General features: G+C 45.6%; 20 protein-coding genes and 2 pseudogenes. 9 read left to right on the forward strand and 13 right to left on the reverse strand.

What is annotated here, in order from left to right; all coding sequences use genetic code 11:
• Positions 1–131 precede the first annotated feature (131 nt).
• The 5 genes and pseudogenes from CZ225_RS22880 to CZ225_RS24935 all read right to left on the reverse strand — a co-directional run.
• Complete coding sequence (locus CZ225_RS22880; RefSeq protein ID WP_083714542.1) at positions 132–374, reverse strand: hypothetical protein; 243 nt, start codon at positions 372–374, stop codon at positions 132–134.
• Complete coding sequence (locus tag CZ225_RS22885; RefSeq protein ID WP_083714543.1) at positions 375–677, reverse strand: toxin-antitoxin system YwqK family antitoxin; 303 nt, start codon at positions 675–677, stop codon at positions 375–377. It lies immediately after the preceding gene.
• Positions 678–680: 3 nt separating this feature from the next.
• The gene (locus CZ225_RS24055; protein WP_077152714.1) at positions 681–4,289 is read right to left on the reverse strand and encodes an RHS repeat domain-containing protein; all 3,609 of its coding nucleotides are present in this window, start codon (positions 4,287–4,289) and stop codon (positions 681–683) included.
• A 359-nt stretch (positions 4,290–4,648) separates the two neighbouring features.
• The gene (locus CZ225_RS01230; RefSeq protein WP_077152715.1) at positions 4,649–5,059 is read right to left on the reverse strand and encodes a hypothetical protein; all 411 of its coding nucleotides are present in this window, start codon (positions 5,057–5,059) and stop codon (positions 4,649–4,651) included.
• Between the two features lie 665 nt (positions 5,060–5,724).
• Positions 5,725–6,303: pseudogene (locus tag CZ225_RS24935) on the reverse strand (RHS repeat-associated core domain-containing protein); the annotation flags it as partial.
• Between the two features lie 364 nt (positions 6,304–6,667).
• Here CZ225_RS24935 and CZ225_RS01240 point away from each other — a divergent pair.
• From CZ225_RS01240 to CZ225_RS01280, 8 genes are all read left to right on the forward strand, one after another.
• Positions 6,668–7,609 (forward strand): helix-turn-helix domain-containing protein, encoded by a 942-nt coding sequence (locus tag CZ225_RS01240; protein WP_007557696.1) that lies wholly within the window; start codon positions 6,668–6,670, stop codon positions 7,607–7,609.
• 131 nt (positions 7,610–7,740) lie between these two features.
• On the forward strand, positions 7,741–8,859 hold the full coding sequence (locus CZ225_RS01245) for a tyrosine-type recombinase/integrase (RefSeq protein WP_007557695.1): 1,119 nt from the start codon (positions 7,741–7,743) through the stop codon (positions 8,857–8,859).
• A gap of 228 nt (positions 8,860–9,087) precedes the next feature.
• The gene (locus CZ225_RS01255; protein WP_007557693.1) at positions 9,088–9,918 is read left to right on the forward strand and encodes a hypothetical protein; all 831 of its coding nucleotides are present in this window, start codon (positions 9,088–9,090) and stop codon (positions 9,916–9,918) included.
• 209 nt (positions 9,919–10,127) lie between these two features.
• Positions 10,128–10,502: a helix-turn-helix domain-containing protein gene (locus tag CZ225_RS01260; protein WP_040312055.1), complete on the forward strand. Its 375-nt coding sequence runs from the start codon at positions 10,128–10,130 to the stop codon at positions 10,500–10,502.
• Positions 10,503–10,507: 5 nt separating this feature from the next.
• Complete coding sequence (locus CZ225_RS01265; protein WP_007558561.1) at positions 10,508–11,656, forward strand: AAA family ATPase; 1,149 nt, start codon at positions 10,508–10,510, stop codon at positions 11,654–11,656.
• Positions 11,653–11,841, forward strand: a complete 189-nt coding sequence (locus tag CZ225_RS01270; protein WP_007558559.1) for a hypothetical protein — start codon at positions 11,653–11,655, stop codon at positions 11,839–11,841. The genes CZ225_RS01265 and CZ225_RS01270 overlap by 4 nt, the downstream gene beginning before the upstream one ends.
• Positions 11,838–12,950, forward strand: coding sequence for a DUF6371 domain-containing protein (locus CZ225_RS01275; protein ID WP_040312054.1), 1,113 nt, complete (start codon positions 11,838–11,840; stop codon positions 12,948–12,950). The genes CZ225_RS01270 and CZ225_RS01275 overlap by 4 nt, the downstream gene beginning before the upstream one ends.
• Positions 12,951–13,227: 277 nt before the next feature.
• A complete protein-coding gene (locus CZ225_RS01280) occupies positions 13,228–14,694 on the forward strand; it encodes a coiled-coil domain-containing protein (protein ID WP_171028056.1) in 1,467 nt (488 codons plus the stop codon).
• Positions 14,695–14,747: 53 nt separating this feature from the next.
• On the opposite strand, the gene CZ225_RS01285 is transcribed toward CZ225_RS01280, so the two are convergent.
• The 7 genes from CZ225_RS01285 to CZ225_RS01315 form a co-directional block, all read right to left on the reverse strand.
• Positions 14,748–15,515, reverse strand: a complete 768-nt coding sequence (locus tag CZ225_RS01285) for a hypothetical protein (RefSeq protein WP_007558554.1) — start codon at positions 15,513–15,515, stop codon at positions 14,748–14,750.
• A gap of 89 nt (positions 15,516–15,604) precedes the next feature.
• The gene (locus CZ225_RS01290) at positions 15,605–16,447 is read right to left on the reverse strand and encodes a DUF4848 domain-containing protein (RefSeq protein ID WP_007558552.1); all 843 of its coding nucleotides are present in this window, start codon (positions 16,445–16,447) and stop codon (positions 15,605–15,607) included.
• A 26-nt stretch (positions 16,448–16,473) separates the two neighbouring features.
• Positions 16,474–17,100, reverse strand: coding sequence for a hypothetical protein (locus CZ225_RS01295; protein ID WP_007558550.1), 627 nt, complete (start codon positions 17,098–17,100; stop codon positions 16,474–16,476).
• A 15-nt stretch (positions 17,101–17,115) separates the two neighbouring features.
• Positions 17,116–18,096, reverse strand: a complete 981-nt coding sequence (locus CZ225_RS01300) for a DUF4249 domain-containing protein (RefSeq protein ID WP_007569488.1) — start codon at positions 18,094–18,096, stop codon at positions 17,116–17,118.
• Positions 18,097–18,100: 4 nt separating this feature from the next.
• On the reverse strand, positions 18,101–20,662 hold the full coding sequence (locus tag CZ225_RS01305; protein WP_007558544.1) for a TonB-dependent receptor domain-containing protein: 2,562 nt from the start codon (positions 20,660–20,662) through the stop codon (positions 18,101–18,103).
• Positions 20,659–21,462, reverse strand: coding sequence for a FecR family protein (locus CZ225_RS01310; protein WP_007558542.1), 804 nt, complete (start codon positions 21,460–21,462; stop codon positions 20,659–20,661). The genes CZ225_RS01305 and CZ225_RS01310 overlap by 4 nt, the downstream gene beginning before the upstream one ends.
• Before the next feature lie 71 nt (positions 21,463–21,533).
• Complete coding sequence (locus tag CZ225_RS01315) at positions 21,534–22,049, reverse strand: RNA polymerase sigma-70 factor (protein ID WP_077152718.1); 516 nt, start codon at positions 22,047–22,049, stop codon at positions 21,534–21,536.
• A gap of 210 nt (positions 22,050–22,259) precedes the next feature.
• Between CZ225_RS01315 and CZ225_RS01320 the strand changes: the two genes are divergently transcribed.
• A complete protein-coding gene (locus CZ225_RS01320; protein WP_007558537.1) occupies positions 22,260–22,544 on the forward strand; it encodes a hypothetical protein in 285 nt (94 codons plus the stop codon).
• Between the two features lie 245 nt (positions 22,545–22,789).
• Here the strand turns inward: CZ225_RS01320 and CZ225_RS01325 are convergent.
• Positions 22,790–23,299, reverse strand: a pseudogene (locus CZ225_RS01325) (RHS repeat-associated core domain-containing protein); the annotation flags it as partial.

A 23,299-nucleotide genomic window follows, 5' to 3' on the forward strand; every position in this document is an offset into this window, starting at 1 on the left:
AACAGTATTTTTAAAGTGGGATAAGTTATCATATGTGAAATGATACCCTGATATATGTTATCTTAATTAGACAATCAATATCAGGGTAAAACTACTTCAACTTTACTAAAATGCAAACTTGATTCCAAAAGTTATTTGAATACTTCTGCCTTTATAAATTTGCCGCTTTCATCATAATATTTCCATTCACCATACTTAACTGACATGTCCGATTCTGGAGCATCACCTTCTGACCATAAAAGCCAGCCTTCCTCTTGAACATTTCCATTGGGATAATAGCTAAAACTGCGACATTTATAATCAGGAACATATCTTTTTTTATCTCCTTCATTGATTATTGAGGCTGTATTTTTAGAGAAATCTTTAAAGACCATCTATAAAGCTCCCATGTCGTTAAAGAAATACCATGTTCCACACCTTTTACCATTTAGATACTCTCCAAAAGTATATAGTTTTCCATCGCTATTAAATTCTTTGTATATTCCAGACAACATACCATTTTTAAAATATCTCTCTCTTATCCAGTAAGTACTTTTTTCTACCCAAAAGCCTTCTTTTTGCCCTTTATTATTGAATTGATTCTTTTTATAAGCAAGATTTCCTTGGGAAAATGCATTATAGAAAGACATCATTAATATAAAAGTAGCAGAAACTTTAATTAAATTAATTTTTTTCATATTCTATTTTATTTTTGAATTAAAAAAATTAGATCTTGAACCATTCATTATAAAATTGAATGCTGGAAGTCGATTCCCATTTACTGGTGTCGAAAATGTTCTTGAAACTGTAACACTAACGGGATTTGACCGTTGGATATTGTTGTTGAAATTACTTATGAAATTAGACCAAGCATTAATATCAATAAGTAAGCAACCTTGGGATACACCATTTTTTCCATCGTTGATAGTACCTGTGAAATTATTCTTCCCTGCATAATGTATATCAATACCTGTAGCAAATGTTCTTCCATCCTGATATGCTGGATTAGGTATTCCTAGCTCTAATGTTTGAGACTTAGCTCCAATATCTCTCATCTTTAAGGCAGTATAATTTCTTTTTGAGCCATGATGGATTCCTACATTTGCCTCATAAATACCCTCAGGGACTGTTGCAAAAGCTTCAGAATCGGAGGGATTAGTAGATGCGTCATACTCTAGAGTCGTTCCGTCAGCTAGATATACAGTCGCAGTGGAAGAACCTATATTATGGCTTTTCTTAGAATCAAAAGTGCCATTATCAGAGAAGAAAATAGCTTGTGCATATAATCCTTTCTTTAATGAGCCATCTTCATTATATGATTCTTCCTCTGACACCCATTCATAACCATTATATTTTCTTTTTCCATCATGGTCTTCATCATATGTTAATCGCCACGCTAAACCTGTTGGATCAATATACTTTATTGGATTGTTTGCACAATACATATAAAGACTAGAAGAATAATACTTTTCACTCATCGGATCCACCACATGCCACCTTCCTATCGCAGCATCATACTGTCTCGCCCCATAATCATACCAGTTCAGCCCATTCTTCTGATCCAGTTCCTTACCATTATACTTGTAAGGCTGAACACTAGCTGTAGAAGTGAAAGTCCCACCAAACGGATAATACGCATTCGTTTCCTCCACATTGCCATCCTTATCCGCCACCACACGGGTATTCCCCTGGTGATCCTTCAAATAGAAATGGAACTTCCTGTCCGGGAAACTCACATACCCCGCCTCATTGAGCAGCATCCTCAACACCCCGTTCTCATAGACCGCATTCCCGCAGTAATCCGTTGTCAAGGTAGTAGCACCCGTCTTGTGTACCGTACGAAGCTTCGTCCCGTCAGCAGCATACTCATACCGGATACTGTTACCGTTGGCAAAGGTTACCTCATCAGGCAAATTTAAAAGATTATATCCGATTTTACTAATATCCTTGTTTAAATCTTTAATCAGATTACCGTTTTTGTCATAAGTGTATTCAGTTGTCTGGTGTGTACCGTCTTTAAAATCGGTTCCATTGCCATAAGCAGAACTAGTGGCATTGTCATTGACAGCTTGCAATTGGTTGCCGTTATAAGTCAGATTTAGGTTATCAATCAATCCGTAGCCTGTAGAGGAAGTCTGTCCGTAGCGTTTCAAGCCAAGGATATTTCCCATCTTGTCATAACCAGTGATCTGTTCGTTGAAGCGGTTAGGATTAACGGCAAGTGAAATGCCTTCTCCATAGATCGCATCCTTCAATCTGGAAAGACCGTCATATGTAAAGTGGTATCCGCGTTCGCTTGTTTCCGCTCCTGACTTCCAGGACATACTGCTGATATTACCATTATAGCAAGGAGTATTACCCGCTGTTTCTTCCTGGTAATTCAGCGTTTGATTGAATAACAGACCCGTGATATGCTTGGTCCATGAACGTACATTATACGCATAGTCCGTTTTCAGTTTAACATTGCCGTTGTGACGCTCAGTTTTAAGACGACCCACTTCGTCATACACGTTATCGACTAATACAACGGGAGTCTCGCTGTTGAGTTGGTAAGTCGTTTTTAACAACCTGCCGGCATTGTCGTACGTATGTGTACGCAGTTCCGTCATGGTATCTTTACCGGGAACGGTACGTACCTGCTTTACCTTCGTTGGCTGACCGTTAAAGTTGTAAGCAGTAAACAACTGGTCCGTTCCGCCAAGTTCGTTATTGCCTTTCTGCTGGATAACGCGGTAACGTTCATCATAGTACATCACGGTGTATAATGGGGTACCGGTTACTCCGACCTTGGATAGGCGTGCCGTCCAGGCTCCGGTCTGTTGTCCTCTGCAGCCACCGGAGTATTGTTTGCCGTATCCCGTTTCAGGTGAATAGGTGGTGGAAGCATTATTAAGGATTCCGTTATAACCCAGAAAAGTGTAATCATCGTAATAATTAGCGGATAATACCGTAGGGGTAGTCAGTGTATAACCGGATACACGATACCCTTTGAAAGTATTATTCTCTTTAACACGGGTGGCTTTCACGAGCTTGTTCTTCAAGGGATCGGCTGTGTAGCTCAAGGTGTTCTTACAAGTTCCCGTCAAGGCTACACGTCCCAAAACATCCACAATACAGAAGGACCATTCTCCCTTATCACGCTGATTGCCATCCTGAGTAAAGACGGGGCGGTCGGAAGCATCATAAATGGTGTATACAGGTTCACAGCCGGGAAGTTTCTTATAGATACAACGGTTGTATTTATCGTAATGATAAATATAGGCATATTTTTTCAACGTCTCGTTCGTTTCAGCCCAGGAAGAATTACCTGTCAAACCATCGGCTGCCAGCGGGGGAAGAACCATACGCACATTGTCGTAGTTATCATAAACCATATAGGTATCGTGCTTAGTATCCCCTTCGAGTTGCCGGGTCAGAATGCTCTTACCGGATTTATCCTTGAATTCATAACTGATGTGGCCATCCTCATCCGTAGTCTTCGTCACATCCAGCGTGCCGGTCGGATACGTTCCAAAACTGGAGATGCCGGTATCAGTCACCTCATAGATACGGGCAATCAGATGTTCCGCAGGCACATCAATTGATGAAGTGGTTTCCGCATCTTCCGCGCTCAGGTTCGTCATACGGTCGGTGCGTACCGGACGCACGCCGGAATGCCAGTCCGAGCCGGGACCGTATTGCTCGACAACTTCATTCAATGGCGAGTTATCGTAAATAGTACGGCTGTAAGGATGCGCATCCTCACCATAAGGCGGGAATTCTTCAGCAGTAGATTTCAACGCAGCTGGATCGACATACGAACCATTAGTACCGCCTTTGGTCACCGGAAGCCAGAGGTTGGACTCACGACCGATGCCGTCATATTCCTGCAACGTGAAAAGGTCGTCGCCATAAGGAGAGAAGCCATGCTGGACCTTGACGGTAGGATTACCGAAGAGATCGTAATACTGGATCTCGTGGCGCACTTCGTCAGCTCCCAAAGTGAGAACATTGTCGCTTGCTACCGTAGGGATATAAGAAACCACATGAGGCCGGTCCATTGTCGTGGAAAGCGTTCCACAAACTCCACGCCCTTCAATATTAGTCGTGATAAATCCGTCCTGAGTGTTGCCTTCGGATACTATGTAATACGTCCCTGCGGCTAACTTGTTAATCTTTATCAGCGCATTTCCCGTACTGCCGCATTGCTCCGCTCCGGTATAGTTGTCATTGGAGTAGAGGACGGTTCCCGACGAATTCAGGATGCTCAGATACGTATCGGTGATAACAGAACCGCAATGGCTGACCTTCAGGTCTACAGGATGTTTCAACGTCAGTTTATAGAAAACGTCATGGGTCGATTTGCCACTAAGATATACGAATTAAACAAATGGGATCTATATAATCTACTTGAAACTTCGTGAGAATCTTCTTACCATTTCACTCTGTCAATTGTTCAATACATTATGTAAATGTAAAAAATGCAGCCTCCCTGTGCTCTTGACTGCATTTAACCATGTAATCAAAATTACTTTTAAACTAAATTGTAAAAATCAACTTATATCAGAGTAAGACAAATAAAATCATCCCGATAGAAATTGCTTATATAAAAGCAATCACTACCAGGATGATATAAAGTTACAAGATATGATAATTACGCAAATTACCGTTCTCTTGGCACAAATCCGATTTATTCCATAAGATTAATATGTCTCATATCCTTTTCATTGAGTCCTAATTCTTTTTTGATTTTTTCGTACTCCTTTTCTGATAATGGACCTGTAGTTTTGCATGGTATAGCTTTTTTTGCTGGCGGGAATATTTTTATCACATAATATCCTATCAATGTATCGGCATATGGGTGCCACCTTTTTGCTAAAATATAGTTTTTATTCCAATATACATCGGTTACACCACCACCGATATTAATACCTACCCTACTACCAGTACCATCCGGAAAATCATAATATACTGTTGTCGTTTGAGGCATATCTATCCAACCTACACTATAGTCTGTTCCTTTCAGTTTTTTGAAATATGAATCGCAGGACACTAATAATAAAGCTAATAAGAATATAAAAGGACATAATTTCATTTTCATTATTCTATCATTTTTAAAGTTTTCCAAATATAAAATTGGTAAGTATTACTCATCGGTTTCTGAGAACTTCTTCGTTGATTCCAACTACTTGACCACATATGGTATAAAAAAGAAGACATACTTTTACTATCACTTATTACATTGTTCAAAGACTTTCCATCCTTGCTAGTAAAGGCATCAAAACGATAACTTCCGATAAATTGTTTAGCGACTGAAGTTGTAGTTAAAGCATCCCATAAGGTCCAGTCGCCAGGCCATTCTGTGATCTGTCCTGGAATATCTGTAATTCCATCAACAATTCTTTGGTGTGCCTCTAAAACCGACTTATCATTCATCATAGCCATGGTATAAGGATGGTCACTTAAAAAAATAGAAAATTCAGGTCCTACGCCATTAGCAAATTCATCGAGAAAATCCCAGTCTCTTTCTTTTGAACCTAATAAAGCTCCTTTATCATTTTCTACTATATCAAATGTGAACCCATCACTGTATAAACTTCCAACGTCAAAACCGTCAGTTAATAGTTTATCAATAATTGATTCAAACTCACCTAATACAGAACCTTTTCCACCTATATAAGTATATCCTTCACGCTCTTCATCTTCATCCTCCTCATCATCAAACCATGTATAATACTTAGTTTTTTTGTTTTTATACCAAGCCATACCTGTAGGATCAACCCTATTAATAGGATTATTACCACAGTAATTATATGAACTGAAACCAAAATATTTCTCACTCATCGGATCCACCACATGCCACCTTCCTATCGCAGCATCATACTGTCTCGCCCCATAATCATACCAGTTCAGCCCATTCTTCTGATCCAACTCCTTACCATTATACTTGTAAGGCTGAACACTAGCTGTAGAAGTGAAAGTCCCACCAAACGGATAGTAATTGTTAGTTTCCTCCACATTGCCATCCTTATCCGCCACCACACGGGTATTCCCCTGATGATCCTTCAAATAGAAATGGAACTTCCTGTCCGGGAAACTCACATACCCCGCCTCATTGAGCAGCATCCTCAACACCCCGTTCTCATAGACCGCATTCCCGCAGTAATCCGTTGTCAAGGTAGTAGCACCCGTCTTGTGTACCGTACGAAGCTTCGTCCCGTCAGCAGCATACTCATACCGGATACTGTTACCGTCGGCAAAGGTTACCTCATCAGGCAAATTTAAAAGATTATATCCGATTTTACTAATATTCTTGTTTAAATCTTTAGTCAGATTGCCATTTTTTCTACTAGTATTTAGAATCTCAAAACAACCAAAAATAACCAGAAATATTCAAGCGTAAGTCTTTATCTATCAGAATATTCTAAAAATTAACACTTTTCGGCTGCTTTTTGATGCTTCCCAAATTTCCACATATTTTTGAGACGTATTTCTGACGTGGAGAATTTGCGGAGCTTGTTTTTTGCCACATCGTGCGGACAGTTGACAAGGGTTTACAACCGTTTACGATGAGCGACAACAACCGCCCTGATATGCAGCAATAGTAACATTGTGCAGAAAGGCGACAACGGTTGACCTCCGTTTACATCCGTTCACCATTTCAGAGATATACGATTGAAGGAATGAACCAGTAAACGATAAAAGCAGCATGAAAACAACCAGAAAATGCAATTTTTGCAGCAAGTCATTTGTAACCCGGAGCGGGGTACAGAAATATTGCAGCGAGGCTTGTCAGGCGGAAGCCAAACGAGCTAGAACGGAACAGAAGAACAACCTCTTCAAAGCTGTCCGCCCCTTGATGGAGATACAGCATCAGGAGTATCTCACCTTTTCCAAAGCAGCAGTACTCATGGGCTGTTCCCGACAGTACATCTATAAACTCGTAGCCCTCGGCAAACTGAAAGCCTCACGTATCAGCAACCGCATGGCGTTTATCCGCAAGACAGACATCGAGCGGATGCTGGAGGGCAATCCCTACCACCGTGTCCTGCCCGGCAGTACTTCCACTCCGAGAAAGTCCGCTTCATCTTCCCCGCTTGCCAAAAAAGAAAAAAGGGAAAAGGAAACCTATGAAGTGCTGGACTTCTATTCTGGCGAGGAGGTGATGTCGCTCTTCAAGGTCAGGCAGTCGTGGCTCTATACCACAGCCAAGCGCAACCGCATTCCCATCTGCCGCATCGCAGGGAAAAACTATTACAGCAAGAAACACGTTGACGAGTTCTTCGGTATGGCTATAGATACAAGCAATATCACCGATTGGCTCCTGATTGAAGAAGCGGAAGAACTGTTCGGCATGAAACCCTCCGCACTCCGGGCATACGCCTACCGCCACAAGATACCGACCAAAAGAGAATACGGGCGCACCTATTACTCCAAATCCCATCTGGACGAACTCCGCAGGACAGACCTCGTGAACGATGAACGCTACTACACCGTGGAGCAAGTCCGGCAGATTTACGGGCTTTCCTCCGCCAACATCAGCCATATCGTCAAGGTGAAGCACATCGAAAAGATAAAAGTAGGCGTGAAAAACCTGCTTTTACGCTCCGATGTGGAGCGTGTCATGGCTGAAAGGGAGAAACAACCGTGAGCAACCGACATTGCCGGAAAATTATTTCAAAATGATTGTCGTGGAGGTATTCACGGTTGTTTCACGTTGTTCCTTTGCCACCGTAAACACGGGAACACCCCCGAAAATGTACAACTTAAAACATCATCAATATGAGCAAATGCAAGACAGTTACCTTGCGCAAGCGCAAGATTAAGAACGGAACACAGTATTCGCTGTGTCTGGACTATTATCCCGGCTACCGTGACAACACCACCATGAAGGTGATTACACGTGAAGCTCTTGGGATTTACATCTTCGCCAAACCTGCCAACCAGCAGGAGCGTGATTTCAACGCACGCATGATGAAAAAAGCGGAGATACTGCGTAATAGGCGTTATGAAGCCATCTTCAACGAGAACAACGGCTTCTTTGACAAAGCCAAGATGAAAGGCGATTTCCTCGCCTACTTCAAGGGGTTGGCAGACAGGAAGAATATCAAGTGGCAGCACGTCTATAAACATTTCGAGCGGTTCGTGAACGGCAAATGCACCTTTGAGGAGGTGGACGTGGATTTGTGCCGCAAGTTCATGGAATATCTGCTTAACGCCCCACAATCCATACACACCAGCCAAAAGCTGCATATCAATTCTGCGGCGGGCTACTGGTCGGCTTTCCGTGCGGTACTTCACACCGCCTACCGGGACAGGAAGATAAAGGAGAACCCAAACGGATTCTTAGACCGCATCGAGTGCATTCCCACCATGAGGGAACATCTGAGCCAAGAGGAACTGATACGGCTTGCCGAAACGCCTTGTGAGGAAGAGGTATTGAAAAGGGCGTTCCTTTTCGGTTGTCTGACCGGACTAAGAAAGAGCGACATCAGGCAGCTCACTTGGCAGCAGATACAGCCGTACACCAACGGCAAGATGTTCGTGACCACCCGTATGCAGAAGACCAAACAGATTGTACACAACCCCATCAGCGATGAAGCCTACGGACTGCTTGGGGAACGGCACGAGGGACTTATCTTTGACGGTTTCAAGGACAAGATGCTGCAAGGACCACTCAAACGCTGGCTCTTGGCGGCAGGCATAACCAAGAAGATAACCTTTCACTGCACCCGGCATTCATTCGGAAGCCTGCACGTGGAAATGGGTACGGACATGGCTGTCATCCAAGCCTATCTGGGACACAAGAACATTACCACCACGCAGATTTATTCCAAGATGGCGGCACAGCAGATGTGCGAGGTCGTGGACAAGATAACCCTGAAACGCAAGGAAGCGTAAGGCGGTTCAAAATCCATGATATTCAGAGGGAGCGGTTATTGTTTGGAGCTTTAACCGTTCCTTTTATTTTGGTTGGTACTTAAAGTATGATAATTGAGTATGATTCCGGACATTTGGTGAAAAACATTGAAAAAGAAACCACTGACAAAGGATAATGAGTAATAATTGAAAGAAGACTATTAAATTTGCGAAAACAGTAACAAGTAACAACCGAATAAGACAAAGAATATGGAACCGTCCGTAAAAGACAAACATATCATTTTAGGATTTGTCGGCTTTGCCATCCTCCTAATATCTTCCATAGCGACACTGATTGTCGCTGAGAAATTCAACCAAGACACCTTTGTAAGGCTGATAGTCTTTGTGTGCAGCAACCTGTTGGGGTGGCTGCTCTACTTCTCCTTCCAGACAGTCATTTTCGATACATACGAAATCTACAGAATCAAGTTCGGCAGGAAAAAGACACCTGCCGAAATCACAGAAATTCAGGAAGACCAGTCCCAAGATGCACACAAGCCTGTAATATCGGCATCAATGCCAACAGGTGGAGAAGCGACCCCGGATATAAAACCGACAGAGATTGCCATATCCCCGGAGCTTCACGAGAAGAACCGTGCCGATTACGAGGACAGGGAGCAGCGGGAAAATGAGGAGCGCATCGCTATGGTCATGGAATACATCCATTTCATCATGCCCCGTATTGCTGACAAGGAGACCGTGAACCACATCTGTGCCGAGGTCAACAACTGGATGCGGCTCCACAGTTACAAGCCCAAGCCGATAAAAGGGCGGCTGACCAAAGATATTTCAAACATTCCGCTCCGCCATTTCGTGTGGAATATCTCCGAGCGTTTCATGTACAAGAAATACTACACGGGGGATAACCGTGCCCGCTTCATCAGCACCCTTTTCCCACGGGAGTTTGCCGATACGGACATAGCTACCATCAAGAACTTCAAGGTAGAGCCGTTAAAGACACTGATTCCCATTGACGAGCCTGAAAACGGCAGACTGGATTTCCATTATCCTGCGGATTATGTGCAGGAGAAGCGGATTTAAGCCTGTTTTAGAGTAATCACGATAATAACGACAAACAGCCAAAACTCATAATCCTCTGTTATACAATAATTCCCGAATAACTTTACCCGTCATTTGCGGTTGGGCATCGTTATTCGGGAATTATTTTGCAATGACCTTTCGTGGAGATATTCACGGCTGTATCATTCCAGTCCTTTGCGCCAAGCCTTACAAAAGAGGCGAGTACGCAAATGGAAAAAACAGTGATTACATTCAACGACCTCCCGGAGATTGTGGCTCAGCTTCGGGACGAGGTGATGAGCCTTAGAAGCCTGCTTACTGAGCAGCGCAGTGTGAACAACGCAAGGGCGGTGGACACCCATGTCCCCATGTCAGTGGAAGAGGCGGCGGAATATCTGGGCATTCCCAAAGGCACGCTCTACATGAAGCTGTCGGAGGGAAGCATTCCCGCCACCAAGCCCGGCAAACGATATTGCCTTTACAGGGACGAACTGGACAAATGGCTGGAATCCTCCCGGAAGAATCCCGTACCCCTGTCCGATGAGGAACTGAGCGAATCCTTATATTCTTCCCACCGCCGCAAGCCCGCTCCGCGTAATTGGTAAACGTCATGGAAGAGGACAAGAATTATATCAGTCTGATACATGGCGACCTGACGAGGGCGACCCAAGTACAGCACGGGATGCCGGACAGCATCGGCGTGATGAGTATCAAGACCGCCAACCGGACGATACTCGAAGCATCGCTGCTGCCCACGCCCCGTGCGCTCTGGGACAGTTTCTGGTATGAGGGGGAACTGTCCTGCCTCTTTGCGGATTCCAATGTGGGCAAGTCCATCCTTGCCGTGCAGATAGCCGACCGTATCGCCCGGACTGACGATGTGCTGTATCTGGACTTTGAACTCTCCGAAAAACAGTTCCAGCTACGCTATACCAGCGAGCATGGAACGCCATACATCTTTCCTGAAAGGCTGTACCGGGTATCGCTTGACTGCAATTCGTTGCTGGAAGCCGATTTCGAGGAAGCCATCATGGGAGGCATAGAACAGATGGCTCTGCAAACCGGGTGCAAAATCTTCATCGTTGACAATCTTACCTACCTGTGCTGCGCCATGGAGAAAGGCGATGCGGCAGGACGGCTGATGATACAGCTCAACAACCTCAAAAAGAGATACGGATTGTCCGTCCTTGTTCTGGCACATACACCCAAACGCTCTTTGGACTGTCCCATCACTTCCAACGACCTTGCCGGAAGCAAACGGCTCTACAATTTCTTTGACAGCGTGTTCGCCATCGGGAAGAGTGCGCAGGACGGAGGGCTTCGCTATGTGAAGCAGCTCAAAGTCCGGTACGGGACATTCTCCCACGATGCGGACAATGTAATCATCTACGAGATTGAGAAGGTGGACGCTTTCCTGCAATTCGTGTTCAGGGGTTATTCAACGGAAAAGGAACACCTGAAGAAACTGGGTGACAACGAATCCAGCCAGAGGGATTGCCAAATCCTGCAATTGTCCCAGTCCGGCAAGTCCGTCAGGGAGATAGCCTCACAGGTGAACTGCGGCAAGTCCACCGTCAGCCGGATAATCCAGCGCAGCAAGGAGGACAGGAATGCAGCCGTCCCAAGTGTCCCGCTGTCCCAACAGACAGGAAGTGGGACAATGGGACAGGTGGGACAGCATGGGACAAGCGGGACAGTAAGAGAAACAAAGCAGGCAGAGTTGTTTACAGGATATGGGAAAGAGGAGAATAAGGCATGAAAAAGCAGTCTGCACATAGCTGTATAAAGGATAACCGCTTCATTTACGGTACAAGGGATGATACAGGCAGAAGCCTGATGTCCCAAGGTGTCCCGGGGTGTCCCACTGTCCCAAGTCTTATAGGGACGGGACAATGGGACAGCGGGACAACAATCGAAAAACTCAAAAACAAAGACAAGCCATGAGCAACTATTCGTTACAGAAATATAAAGGAACGGCAACACGGCATACTTGCCCGAATTGCGGGGACAAGCGTTCTTTCACATGTTATGTGGATGAAAGCGGTATGCTCCTGCATCCGTCTGTCGGCAGGTGCAATCATGAGAGCAGTTGCGGGTATCATTATACTCCCAAGGAGTATTTCCACGACCACCCCGAATGCCATACCGACAAGGGGTTCTCTTTTGACAGGCAAAGGTCAGAACGGAAGCCCGGACAGACATCACCAAAAGCAAGCATAGGCTACATACCGCCAAAGTATGTGGAGAGGTCGCAAAGCGTGCACAGCAACTTCTTCCGCTTCATTTCCTCGCTCCTTGATTCCTATTACGGCAGCAAGGCAAAGGAAGTGTTGAAGCGGTTGCTGGAAGAGTACCGTCTTGGAGCAACCCGTGACGGGGCTGTCATCTTCTGGCAGATAGACCGCACAAACAGGGTACGCACGGGCAAGGTGATGCAGTACAATCCAGAGGACGGACACCGTATCAAGGGAGGAGAGGTGTCGGCAGTGGACTGGATACACAGCATACTGAAAAGGCAACGGGTACTGCCGGAGGATTGGCAACTTTCCCAATGCCTGTTCGGGGAACACCTGCTGAATGTCTATCCCGACAAGGTAGCGGTCTTGGTGGAATCCGAAAAGAGTGCCGTTATCGGCTCTGCCCTCTTTCCCGGTTATGTATGGCTGGCGACAGGCGGCAAAAGCCAGTTGAGAGAGGAAAAGCTCCGTGTGCTGAGCGGACGAACCGTGCTTCTCTTTCCCGATGCGGACGGATATTCGGAGTGGAAACAGCATGCCAGGGACATGACCTATTGCAAGGTTGTCGTGTCTGACATCATAGAGAAGAACGCCACACCGGAACAGAAGGCAGCCCATATCGACATAGCCGACTGGATTGTCTTCCAGATACGAGAAAGTAAAATAATGTGTACAGCCAATCATCTTGTAGAGGCGGAAAAAGTCCTCCGGCGGATGATAGAGAAGAACCCCGTCCTGCAAAAGCTGATAGATGATTTCGACCTTGTACTGGTCAGTACATCCCCAATCGGCAGTGGCGATGAAAACCCTCCTTAATGGAGGAGAGCGGAAGCCGTAGGCTGTAGCGGACAGACAAGGGCTTGCCCTTGATATAGCCCACTATAACTACACGCTCCGCTTTCGTAGTTGTGGGCTCTCCCGAGGGGCTGGGCGTTGCCCCGTCCCACTCAGGGCGTTTCACCCCTGAGAACCCCGAGCAAAGAGTGACCCTCTCTTTGCAATCTCCCTTATGGGCACAGCCTCTAAGAACCCCATAGCGGTTATGAGCGAACAGCGGCAAACAACTTTAGTTAATAACCAAATCAACATAAAAATGGCAACAAAATCAAGCATACATATCAAGCCCTGCAGAGTCACATCAAGTGGGGCTCATAACCGGAGAACTGCCGAATATATGCGCAATATCGGCAAGTCTCAAATCTACATCGTACCCGAATTGACTGCCGGTAACGAGCAGTGGATAAACCCGGGCTTCGGCAATCCCGACCTGCAGGCGCACTATGACTACATCAAGCGGATGGTCAAGGAAAAGACAGGACGTGCGATGCAGGAGAAGGAACGTGAACGAAAAGGCAAGAACGGGAAAATCACCAAGGTGGCTGGATGCTCGCCAATCCGTGAGGGCGTGTTGCTCATCAGACCGGACACGACACTGGCAGATGTGTGCAAGTTTGGCGAGGAGTGCCAGAGACGCTGGGGCATCACTCCTCTCCAGATCTTCCTGCACAAGGACGAGGGACACTGGCTGAACGGTCAGCCGGAAGCGGAAGACAGGGAGAGTTTCAAAGTCGGCGAAAGATGGTTCAAGCCGAATTACCATGCCCATATCGTTTTTGACTGGATGAACCATGACACAGGCAAGAGCTGCAAGCTCAATGACAAGGATATGACAGAAATGCAGAATCTGGCATCCGACATACTCCTGATGGAGCGTGGGCAGTCAAAGGCTGTTACAGGCAAGGAACATCAGGAACGTAACGACTTTATCATTGGGAAGCAGAAGGAGGAAATGAAGCGGCTTGATGCCACGAGGCAATACCGGGAACATGAGCTGGAAATGGCGAACAAAAAGATGCATGAAACGGAAAGCATTACCAACGCCCTTATCGAAAAGGCAAATGAAAAGGAACGGCAGAGTGAAGACCTTGACAGGGCTATCAGCGAGAAACGCTCCAGACTGAACAAGGAAAAAGGAAGTGAACTTCTGAACGCCGCTGTCGGCTGGGCTACCGGGAAATCGAAAGCCCTGAAAAATGAAATAGAGGATTTGCGCTGTGAGATTTCCACGCACGAGGAAACCATCGAACGGTTGCAGGATAAAATCCAGACCATACAGAACGACCACAGCCGTGAGCTGATGCAACTGGAGGCCAAACACCGGTCCGAACTGAACCGCAAGGAAACGGAACATGTACAGGAAACTACGAGACTCAAGAACCGGATTGCATGGCAAAGCCATATTATCGGCTGCCTCAGTTTCCTGCTGCTAAAAACAAGCGACATCTTCCGCAAGGCGGTACACAGTATCATCCGTTTTGCCCGTGATTATTACAAGTCCCGTTTTGACACGGAACAGGTATATGACATCAAGAACGCCCTTAACCTGTTCGGGGATGACAGACAATCACATCAGGCGGCAGGGGATTTCCTGTACTTCACTGCCAGGCAAAAGGGTGAATTTGACAACCGGGAGCAAATCAAAGCCAGACGGGAAGTTGACAATGTGGTGGAAGGGAATTATGACCAGCAGCAGAAAAGAGGTTTTTCGATGAAAAGATAATACCTTTATCTTATAATCCTCGCTTCAGGAGTAACGATAGAAATCAGTGCAGGTTATTTGAATAGCAAATTAAATAATCCGCCACCGATATCAATACCCAATTTGTTGCCTTTATACTGAAAATACGGAGCTACTATCGGAAGCGTTTTCGTTTTATGCAACGGAAAATCGGTATGGCTTCTGACGCCGAAATCCATCCCCCAGTTGGGAATGATGTCATAGGAAACGAATCCCCCGTAATTCGAGGAACTGAAAGGAGAAGAAAGAATGAAGGAGTATGAGGCAAATGTGTTTAGACGAATTTTCTCGTTGACGGGATATGTCAACAGCCCGGACAATCCCAATAGCTGACTCTCGCGTCTGGGGACACTCCATTTTACGGTATATGCCTGCAAGTTAAATGACCAGCAACCGGGAGAATATACATATCCGATACCTGCATAGTTCATTGTTCCCAAGCCGATGAAGTTTTCCTGCCTGCCTATGCCGTAAAAATAGCCGGAAGGATAGCTTTTAATGATACCGGAGGTCGAATATTCCCCCTCATGCAAAGGCGATTTGTCGGTAGGGAATGTCGGATTATATGGGTTCTGCACGTCAAATGTTATCTGGGACGGGCAACTGCCGGAAGAAAGATCAACCGCTTTCCGTATATCCAAAGGCTTTGGGGTAATGCTTCTTTCGTTATGAGGCGAAGTATTTCCTTCCTGAACGGAAACCTTGACGGTGTCACGCGACACTTGAAATTCCTGACCGTAAGAAGCGGCTTTATTTAGAAAAAAGAAAATCACTATAAAACAAGTAAATACTTTCCTGCTCATAAAATGATAATTTTAATATTCGGGACGAACATTTGGCTATATCAGAGATTCGTCCCGAATGATTGGTGAATAATCCGGTTCAATAAGGATTACAATTGCACAGTCATTATTCCGCAGTTTTCTTCACCGGTACCGCGAGTCCACATATACAATTTCGCTCCATTTGGGAAAGGATTGCCCACGATCATAATGTCATGACCGCTTTTCACTTCTTTACCAAATTGTACAGGGCCGTTAGGCGTGTATTTCCAATAGTACGCAGTCGTATATTCCACCCAGCCCCATAAAACTTTTTTAGACGCATTTACACGGATAGCCTGTTGGTTTCCTCGCATACCAATCTGTGCGGTGAACTTTCTTTTCTTCGTTTTCACGTAAACCCTGTTTATACCATTTTCGATCGTTACACCCAGCGGGACAGGATAAAGTAAAGAAAGTTCTTTTTTATATCCGTCATAATTTTCAAACTCCTTCATGTTCTTTCTCTCACCGGCGATACATACGAACCCTTCGGGGGTCAATGTGATTGCCTTGCTTACATTCAACACCGGCATATATATCGACAAATCGGTGCTGTCCTTGTCGTTGAATATAAAATCAGTCTGGTAAGCAGTCTTAATGGATTCATATTCTTCCTTGCATGTGGCGTTTAATATCTGTCCCAAGGCTTCGCTGTGCATCCTGTACATGGAGGTGAAGCCTTTCTGTCCGGATTCCCATTGCAGAAGTTCCTCATCGGACAACGTGCCCAAGGAATCGAGCAAGGCATTGTATTCCTCCTCACTGGAAAAGGAAAGAATATTTTCATGCAAACTTCTGGAGGCCGGGAAAGAATGGTTCTCCTCATTCATCGGATTGTTCACTATGTCATCAGAACTACATGATGATAAGACAGCCATTGCCAAAGCAAGACTAAAAAGCGTTTTTCTCATAATTGAAAAAATTTAATAATTGGTTATTATTTAAACATGGGCACATATAATGATATGCCGAACTCTTTGTTATTCTTTGTATTGGAGGCAAAAGCATTGTCATACAATGGCTTGAAACCATGCTTGTAGGAAGCGGACAATTTCATGCCGTTCTTAAACTCATAGCCTAAGGTGAGGACTATCGGAAAGTCGAAAACCCGCCCTTCCAAGTTTTCCTTCAATTTATCGGTTTTGAAATAACCGGTGGGTTCAATGCCAATACCGGCATACAGTCCGGAACAGATGCGGTAATTGATTGAGCCGTTCAAAGCAAGTCCCCATATCCATGCCTTGTCAGACCAGGGAACAACGTTGTTTCCATTCAAATCGAAGGACTCTGCTTTTCCCTGAACGGCTTTTCCCAATATGGAAGCATCAATCCAGAAACGGTTGGAAAGATCGAAGCCAAACTGGTAGCCCAAATTAAAGCCTACTCCGGGTGTCCATCGGGTTTCGGGGTAGGAAGAGTTGTTCGCCGTTCCCGTACTCATGTAAGCATATCCCGAATATTTTCCCAAATGTCCGTCCGTCACACCGATGATAATGCCGGATTTTTGTGCAAAGCATCCTATTCCTGCCAGCAAGAAAAGCATTGATAAAATTGTCTTTTTCATTTTTTTTATTATTATTTAGTTTTCCTGTAAATTGTCTATCCATTTCGTCTGGAACATCCTGCATCCTCCCACGACACCTATCCCGTTTATGACATTGGTGTAAGTAGAGCGTATGGGAGCCAGTTCAGAGTTTCCAAGCCCGTTGTTTTTCTGGTCGTTCAGTGATTTCAGATACCTGTAAAACTCTTCCGAAAGGCTGTACAGGCTGATTCTGTATTTCACTTGGCGTTTGATATGTTCGGTTCCGTCAGGGGTTATGAAGTCGTCTTCATAGTCTGCCTCGTAATTGGTATTCAGACGAACCGTGTAGCTTTTCCCTTTAATTTTCGTATCGTCCCAGTAATACAAATTCCGGTAGAACCCGTTTTCAATCATCAGGATATCGTCTAACCCGGAAGATGTATTCAGCAGAGGTTCGTCGTCCAAGTTCAACGCGAGGGTACTGCTTTCTTCCGAATACTTGCCATCGTTCCAGAACAGTTGTTTACGCTCCACCTTCAACGCATAATAGTCTTTTGTCTGCGCATTGTCTGTAAAGCCTATCCGAAACTGAAGCAGGTTCGGTTCACCGTCTTTGAGAGCCAATTTGATTGATGTCAAAGGGAATCGGGACGGGACAACCGTAGCGGATGAAACCGCTTTCATTCTTTCTGCCGCTGCGGTTATGTTGACCTTGTCGCCATCTTCATACGCCTTTACCGCGTAATAGCTTTGGGCGGGGACTCCCGGTATGGAATCGTCCGTCCATGCAAGGGGTACCGCTTCACCGTTTACGGACAGGTGGACGTCCGCTCCCTTCAGTCCCCGGACGAGCTCGCCTTTCTGACTGACGGGAAGGCTGCGTGAAAGGTGGACTACCGTTGTGTCGCCGCTTCCCGGATAGCTGTATAGCACCAGTTTGGGAGAAGCGCCCACATCGTCCAGTTCAAAATGATAGGTACAGGACGAAAGTAAGCCGATATACACGGGCAGTAATATATGATATAAATGTTTCATGCACTTAAAATTTGAGGGTATAACTAAACGAGGGTATAATCGGGAAAATGCCAAATCCCTTACCCCTGAAACCGCCGTCGGGCAGACGCTCTATCCGGGTATAAAACGCATTCATACGGCAATAGGCGTTATAAATGCTGACGTTCCAGATACGCTCGAATCCCCTTTTGGTAGTACGCCGGAAATTGACACCCAAATCGAGCCGATGATATGCCGGGAGCGTGATGTTGTTCGGTTTCTCGTAAACCAGTTCCGGTTCGCCTGAATCCGGTATGCCCGGAAAAGAGGGCCCGTTTACATACTGGTTCGGGACGGTGGCACGGTCGCCGCTACGGTAAACCCATGCGGCGTAGGCATCTATACGGTCATTGAACTTATGCCGGTAGGCGATGTTCAGTTTATGCCGGTTGTCGAACTTGCTGGAATACCAGCCGGGATAAAAATCAGTAAACTTTTGCAAGCTCCATGAAAGCGTATATCCTGCTTCGATGACATTGTAACGGTCTTTGTATGCCAATGACAATTCTACGCCGTAAGACTTTCCCTTGCCGGTCTTGACCAGATTGTCCCAGTTCTCGGCAGGAAGCATCAGGCTGTTGCCCCCGTCGTATTCCAGCAGTTGGCTTGTGGTACGGTAATATCCTTCCACGTTCAAACTGATATGCCAAGGCAACTCCGTATATATCCCGGCTGCCACTTGCCTTGAACGCATGGGACGAACTTTGCGTGTGGAAGGAACCCAACTGTCTGTCGGCAGGTTCAGATAGGTGTTTGACAGTTGGTGCGCAAATTGGCTCATTTCCGTATAGGACACTTTCATCGTGGCTTTTTCCGAGCATTGGTAACTCATGGCCAGTCTTGGCTCCAAGGAATGGTACATCTTTCCGTCTGTCTGATAAAGGGTGTAATGCAGTCCCGCGTTTAATTTCGTCCTGGAGGACAGCCGCATTTCATCTTCCACATAAAAAGCGACCTCGTTACCCTTATAGCTGCTTGCGTTTTCTGTCGATAAGGTATCCCTGTCCGTCTGGTTTCTGGAAGCCGTGCTTTGCGGATGATATATGTGATGCAGATAATTGCTGCCAAAGCGTATATGATGATTCGTGCCGGGACGGTAGTCGAACTCCATGCGGTATCCCATGTCGTCGATTGTGGAACGGTTGGACCGTTCCATTCCCGTCATGGAAGTTTGTTCCCCGTCGGAAAAGAAACGGCTGCCTTCCACATAATCATACATGGAGATATTGCGTGAATAGACACCGGTGAAACTGCCGGACAACTTCGGGACGATTTGACAGTTCCACGTCAAAGCCGTAGTCAGGTTGCCCCATTGAGCCTTGAAATCGGAGTCGTAATGTTCCCCGTCTTCGAACGTCTGCCGGGCTTTTGTCTTCAGCAGGTCATTTCCGGAATACACGCTAAGGGACAGTTTATTATTGTCCGAAAAACGGTGGGTGATTTTCCCGTTGATGTCGTGAAAGGCATAGCGCACGTTCTTTTTGTCATCGGGATTGGAACGGTTGAGCAGGAAGAATGCCGGAGCTGTGAAAAGATCTGCCCAACTTCTTCGCATGGCTATGTTGAACGAGGTCTTGTCTTTTATGATCGGGCCTTCAAACTGGACTCTGCCATCGAGCAGCCCCAAGGAGAAAGTCCCGTGAAACTCCTTCATGTTCCCCTCTTTGGTGCGTACATCCACTACGGAAGAAAGTCTGCCGCCGTAACGTGCCGGGAAACCGCTTTTATAGAAATCCACGTTTTTGATAATATCCGTATTGAAAGCGGAGAACAGCCCGCCCAAATGGTTGATCTGGTAAAGCGGTGTTCCGTCCAGCAGAAAAAGGTTCTCATCGTTCTTGCCTCCGTGTACATACATGCCGGAAAGCAGCTCCGTTCCGGAAGCCACACCGGGAATATTCTGGAGGGTCTTTACCAAGTCCGGTGAACTAAGCAGCGAAAACTCCGTATTCAACTGTTCCGAGGTCAGCGACACTTTGCCGGTCTGTGTCGTGCGGAGGGAAGCGTTCAAGTCTGCAACCACTACTACTTCTTTCAGCGAAGTATTGCTTTCTTTCAGGTAGATGACACCGTTGTAATTGGATGTCAAATCCACCTCCTTCACCACATCCTGATAACCTATATAAGAGAAACGAAGTTTGTGTTTCCCCTCCGGCAGCGTAATGCTGAAAAATCCCTGTTCGTTACTCAGTGTTCCCGTTTGGGTATTCAAATCGAAAATGGTCACGTTGATCAGCGTTTCTCCCTTATCCTCGCATATGTGGCCGGAAAAAGTATAGTTGTTCTGGCGGAACAGCAGGACATATTCTCCCTGAATCTCCCATCGGATGCCGGTTCCGCTGAAAATCCTTTTTAGGTTCTCAGGCAAGGAACTGCTCCGCTGGAAGATACCTTTGGGCTTTATATTTGCCAAGGAAGAATCGTATACGAAATGAACAGAATACATTTTTTGCATGGCATCTATGGCTTTTTTCATTTCGGTTGAATCCTGTTGGGCTTTAGCACCCAGAGAGACACACAATATAATCGCAATGATTGTTAACTTCATTGTTTTACTTTTTCTATCTTTACATTCAACACTTTCTCTATAAACCTGATTATTTCATCAAGGCTTTTGTTCTTGAAGCTGGCCGTCAGGCGTTTATTCTCATTGCTTGCGGATAGTTTGACTTTATAATATCGGGACAATTCCTCAAGTACCTTTGGAAGTGGGGCGTTGTCGAAAATAAAGCTGCCCGCTTTCCGTTCTTTGATTACCTGTACGTCCGGTTGTTCTTCCGTCACTTGCGCTGCCATGCCTCCGGTCAGTATCACAACGTCCGGTTGCCCGATTGCTGAGAACTGCACCTTTCCCGATGTGACTTGCACGATAGCTGTGTCTGCACGGCTCTCATCGACGGTAAAGACAGTACCCAATACCCTGACTTGGGACAGTTTCCCTTCTACCGTAAACGGGTGGGCATTGTCATGCTTGACAGAAAACGCGACTTTTCCTTCCATGTGAACTTTGCGGCTGGATTTCCGGTAATCTTTTGCGTGGAAACGGACGGAAGAATGCGGGAACAGGGTTATGGAGGAACTGTCCGGAAGCATATAATCCACGGGGTGCGAGTAAGCCGTTACCTCCTTCCATGCTCCGTTTTCCCGGAAGCGGGGATAAATAAGGACTGCGACCAGAATGGCTGCCGCCATACCGGGAAGTATCCACCACAAGCGGAAGGATTTCCGTTCCTGTTCCGTTATCTGGTATTTCTCTTTGAAAGCCTTCAATGCTTTTTGCGTATCCAACTTGTTCTTCTGATAGTGGCGCAAGACAAAATGAAGGCATTTTTCATCCGTGGTTCTCATACTCTTTTATTTTGGTTTTCGTATTAATGACTGGGATTACAGACAAATTCACTATGCGGAATTTGTGAATATTAGTTAAATAAGAATGCGTAAACTTTCTGTGTCCCTTCCCGTATCAGTCGGAGCGCCTTGCTGATGTGGTTATCCACCGTATTTACGGAAATCTGGAACTTGGCGGCTATCTCCCTGTATTTCATGCCGTCGCGTTTGTTCAGCAGGAATATCTCCCGGCAGCGTTCGGGCAAGGCATCAATGGCAGTCCACATCCGCGCTTCCCTGACCGAACGTTCCTCCGCTTCCTCATCGCTCAACGTATCTTCAAAATCAGAAGGGGAAAGATTCGGATCACAAATCTCCTCCTTCTTCAGATAGTCCAGGCTGCGGTTGCGGGCAGTCGTATAAAGGTAGGCTTTGACATTTTCTATCTCGGCTCCACTGATACTTAATTTCTCCCACAAGGCAGAAAAACTATCTTGTACGATGTCTTCTGCAATATCCGTATCATGGACATAGTGCAGCACGTACAAGCATAACGAACGATAATGGTATTTAAATGTTTCGTCTATGTCTATTGTAAATTTATTCATACAAATAGGCTTATTATTCTGTGTGTCTACATAAAAGGACACAAAATAAGGCAAAATTCACTATTTCATATTGTTAAAGAAATATAACGTACCCCTTTCCCATATACACATGGTGGAAAACATCACGGGGTTTCCGCACTTTCCTTTCCGTTTTTCCACATTCTTTCTTTTTTTCCGTCCTATATCTATCGGAAAATAAAAAATACGTTTATGGAAGAAAAAGAAGTTGCGCAAGGTTTATTTGATGGTGGAGTTCGGAAAACCTTTTGCGGTAAAAAGGAGATGTATGTAGCCCTCATGGCAGAACCAACTTTTTCGCAGTTCTCCAAGTTCATGCCCGTATCCAAGAAAGACGAGGTATCGGCTATGAGAACGCTTATCAAGGACTGCTTCATCGAAGGTGACCACGAACTGGTAAATAATAATTTCCGGTTCCTCTTCGGCTTGATGGGACAACTCACCGACTTATTATCACCCGCTAGAGCACGCTCATAAATTAATAGAATGTTGGGCGGTACGTGACGACCAGCAACATCCGGCAACAGATGATTTACGCGCGTCACTACTTTCCCGGCGTCAACCAACATAAGGTGACGGACGAGGAGCCCGAACAACTTTCGGAAGAAGTACTCTGACTGTACGAACAGGTGATAATAAGTCAAATAAGCTAAGAAATAATAAAAATGTTAAATCTTCATCCTTTAGAATGTACAATTAAAGACAACGACCATATTCCTGACTTATTGCTTATAAAATATTGAGGAATAATTAGTTGTAAATACTCTACTAGTATACTCCACCGTTTGATTGGAATTGTCTTTAAATTCCGTACCATTCCCATAGACCGAGTTTGTTGCCGCATCCTTGACCGCCTGCAACCGGTTACCGTTATACGTCAAAGCCAGATGATCGATCAGCCCGTAGCTGTTTGCAGCCGTCTGCCCGTAACGCTTCAAACCCAGAATATTCCCCATCTTGTCATACCCCGTAACCTGCTCATTGAACCGGTCCGTATTAGCGGCAAGCGTAGCGCCTTCCCCGTAGAGGGCATCCTTCAACCTGGAAAGACCGTCATACGTGAAACGGTACCCTCTTGGGCTGGTTTCCGATCCCGCCTTCCACGACATGCTGCTGATGTTTCCATTATAGCAGGGAGTATTCCCCGTTATCGCCTCCTGATAATTGAGCGTCTGGCTGAACAACGTTCCCGTAATACTCTTCGTCCACGAACGGACGTTATACGCATACTC

The sequence above is a fragment of the Bacteroides bouchesdurhonensis genome (assembly GCF_900155865.1).
Classification (GTDB): domain Bacteria; phylum Bacteroidota; class Bacteroidia; order Bacteroidales; family Bacteroidaceae; genus Bacteroides; species Bacteroides bouchesdurhonensis.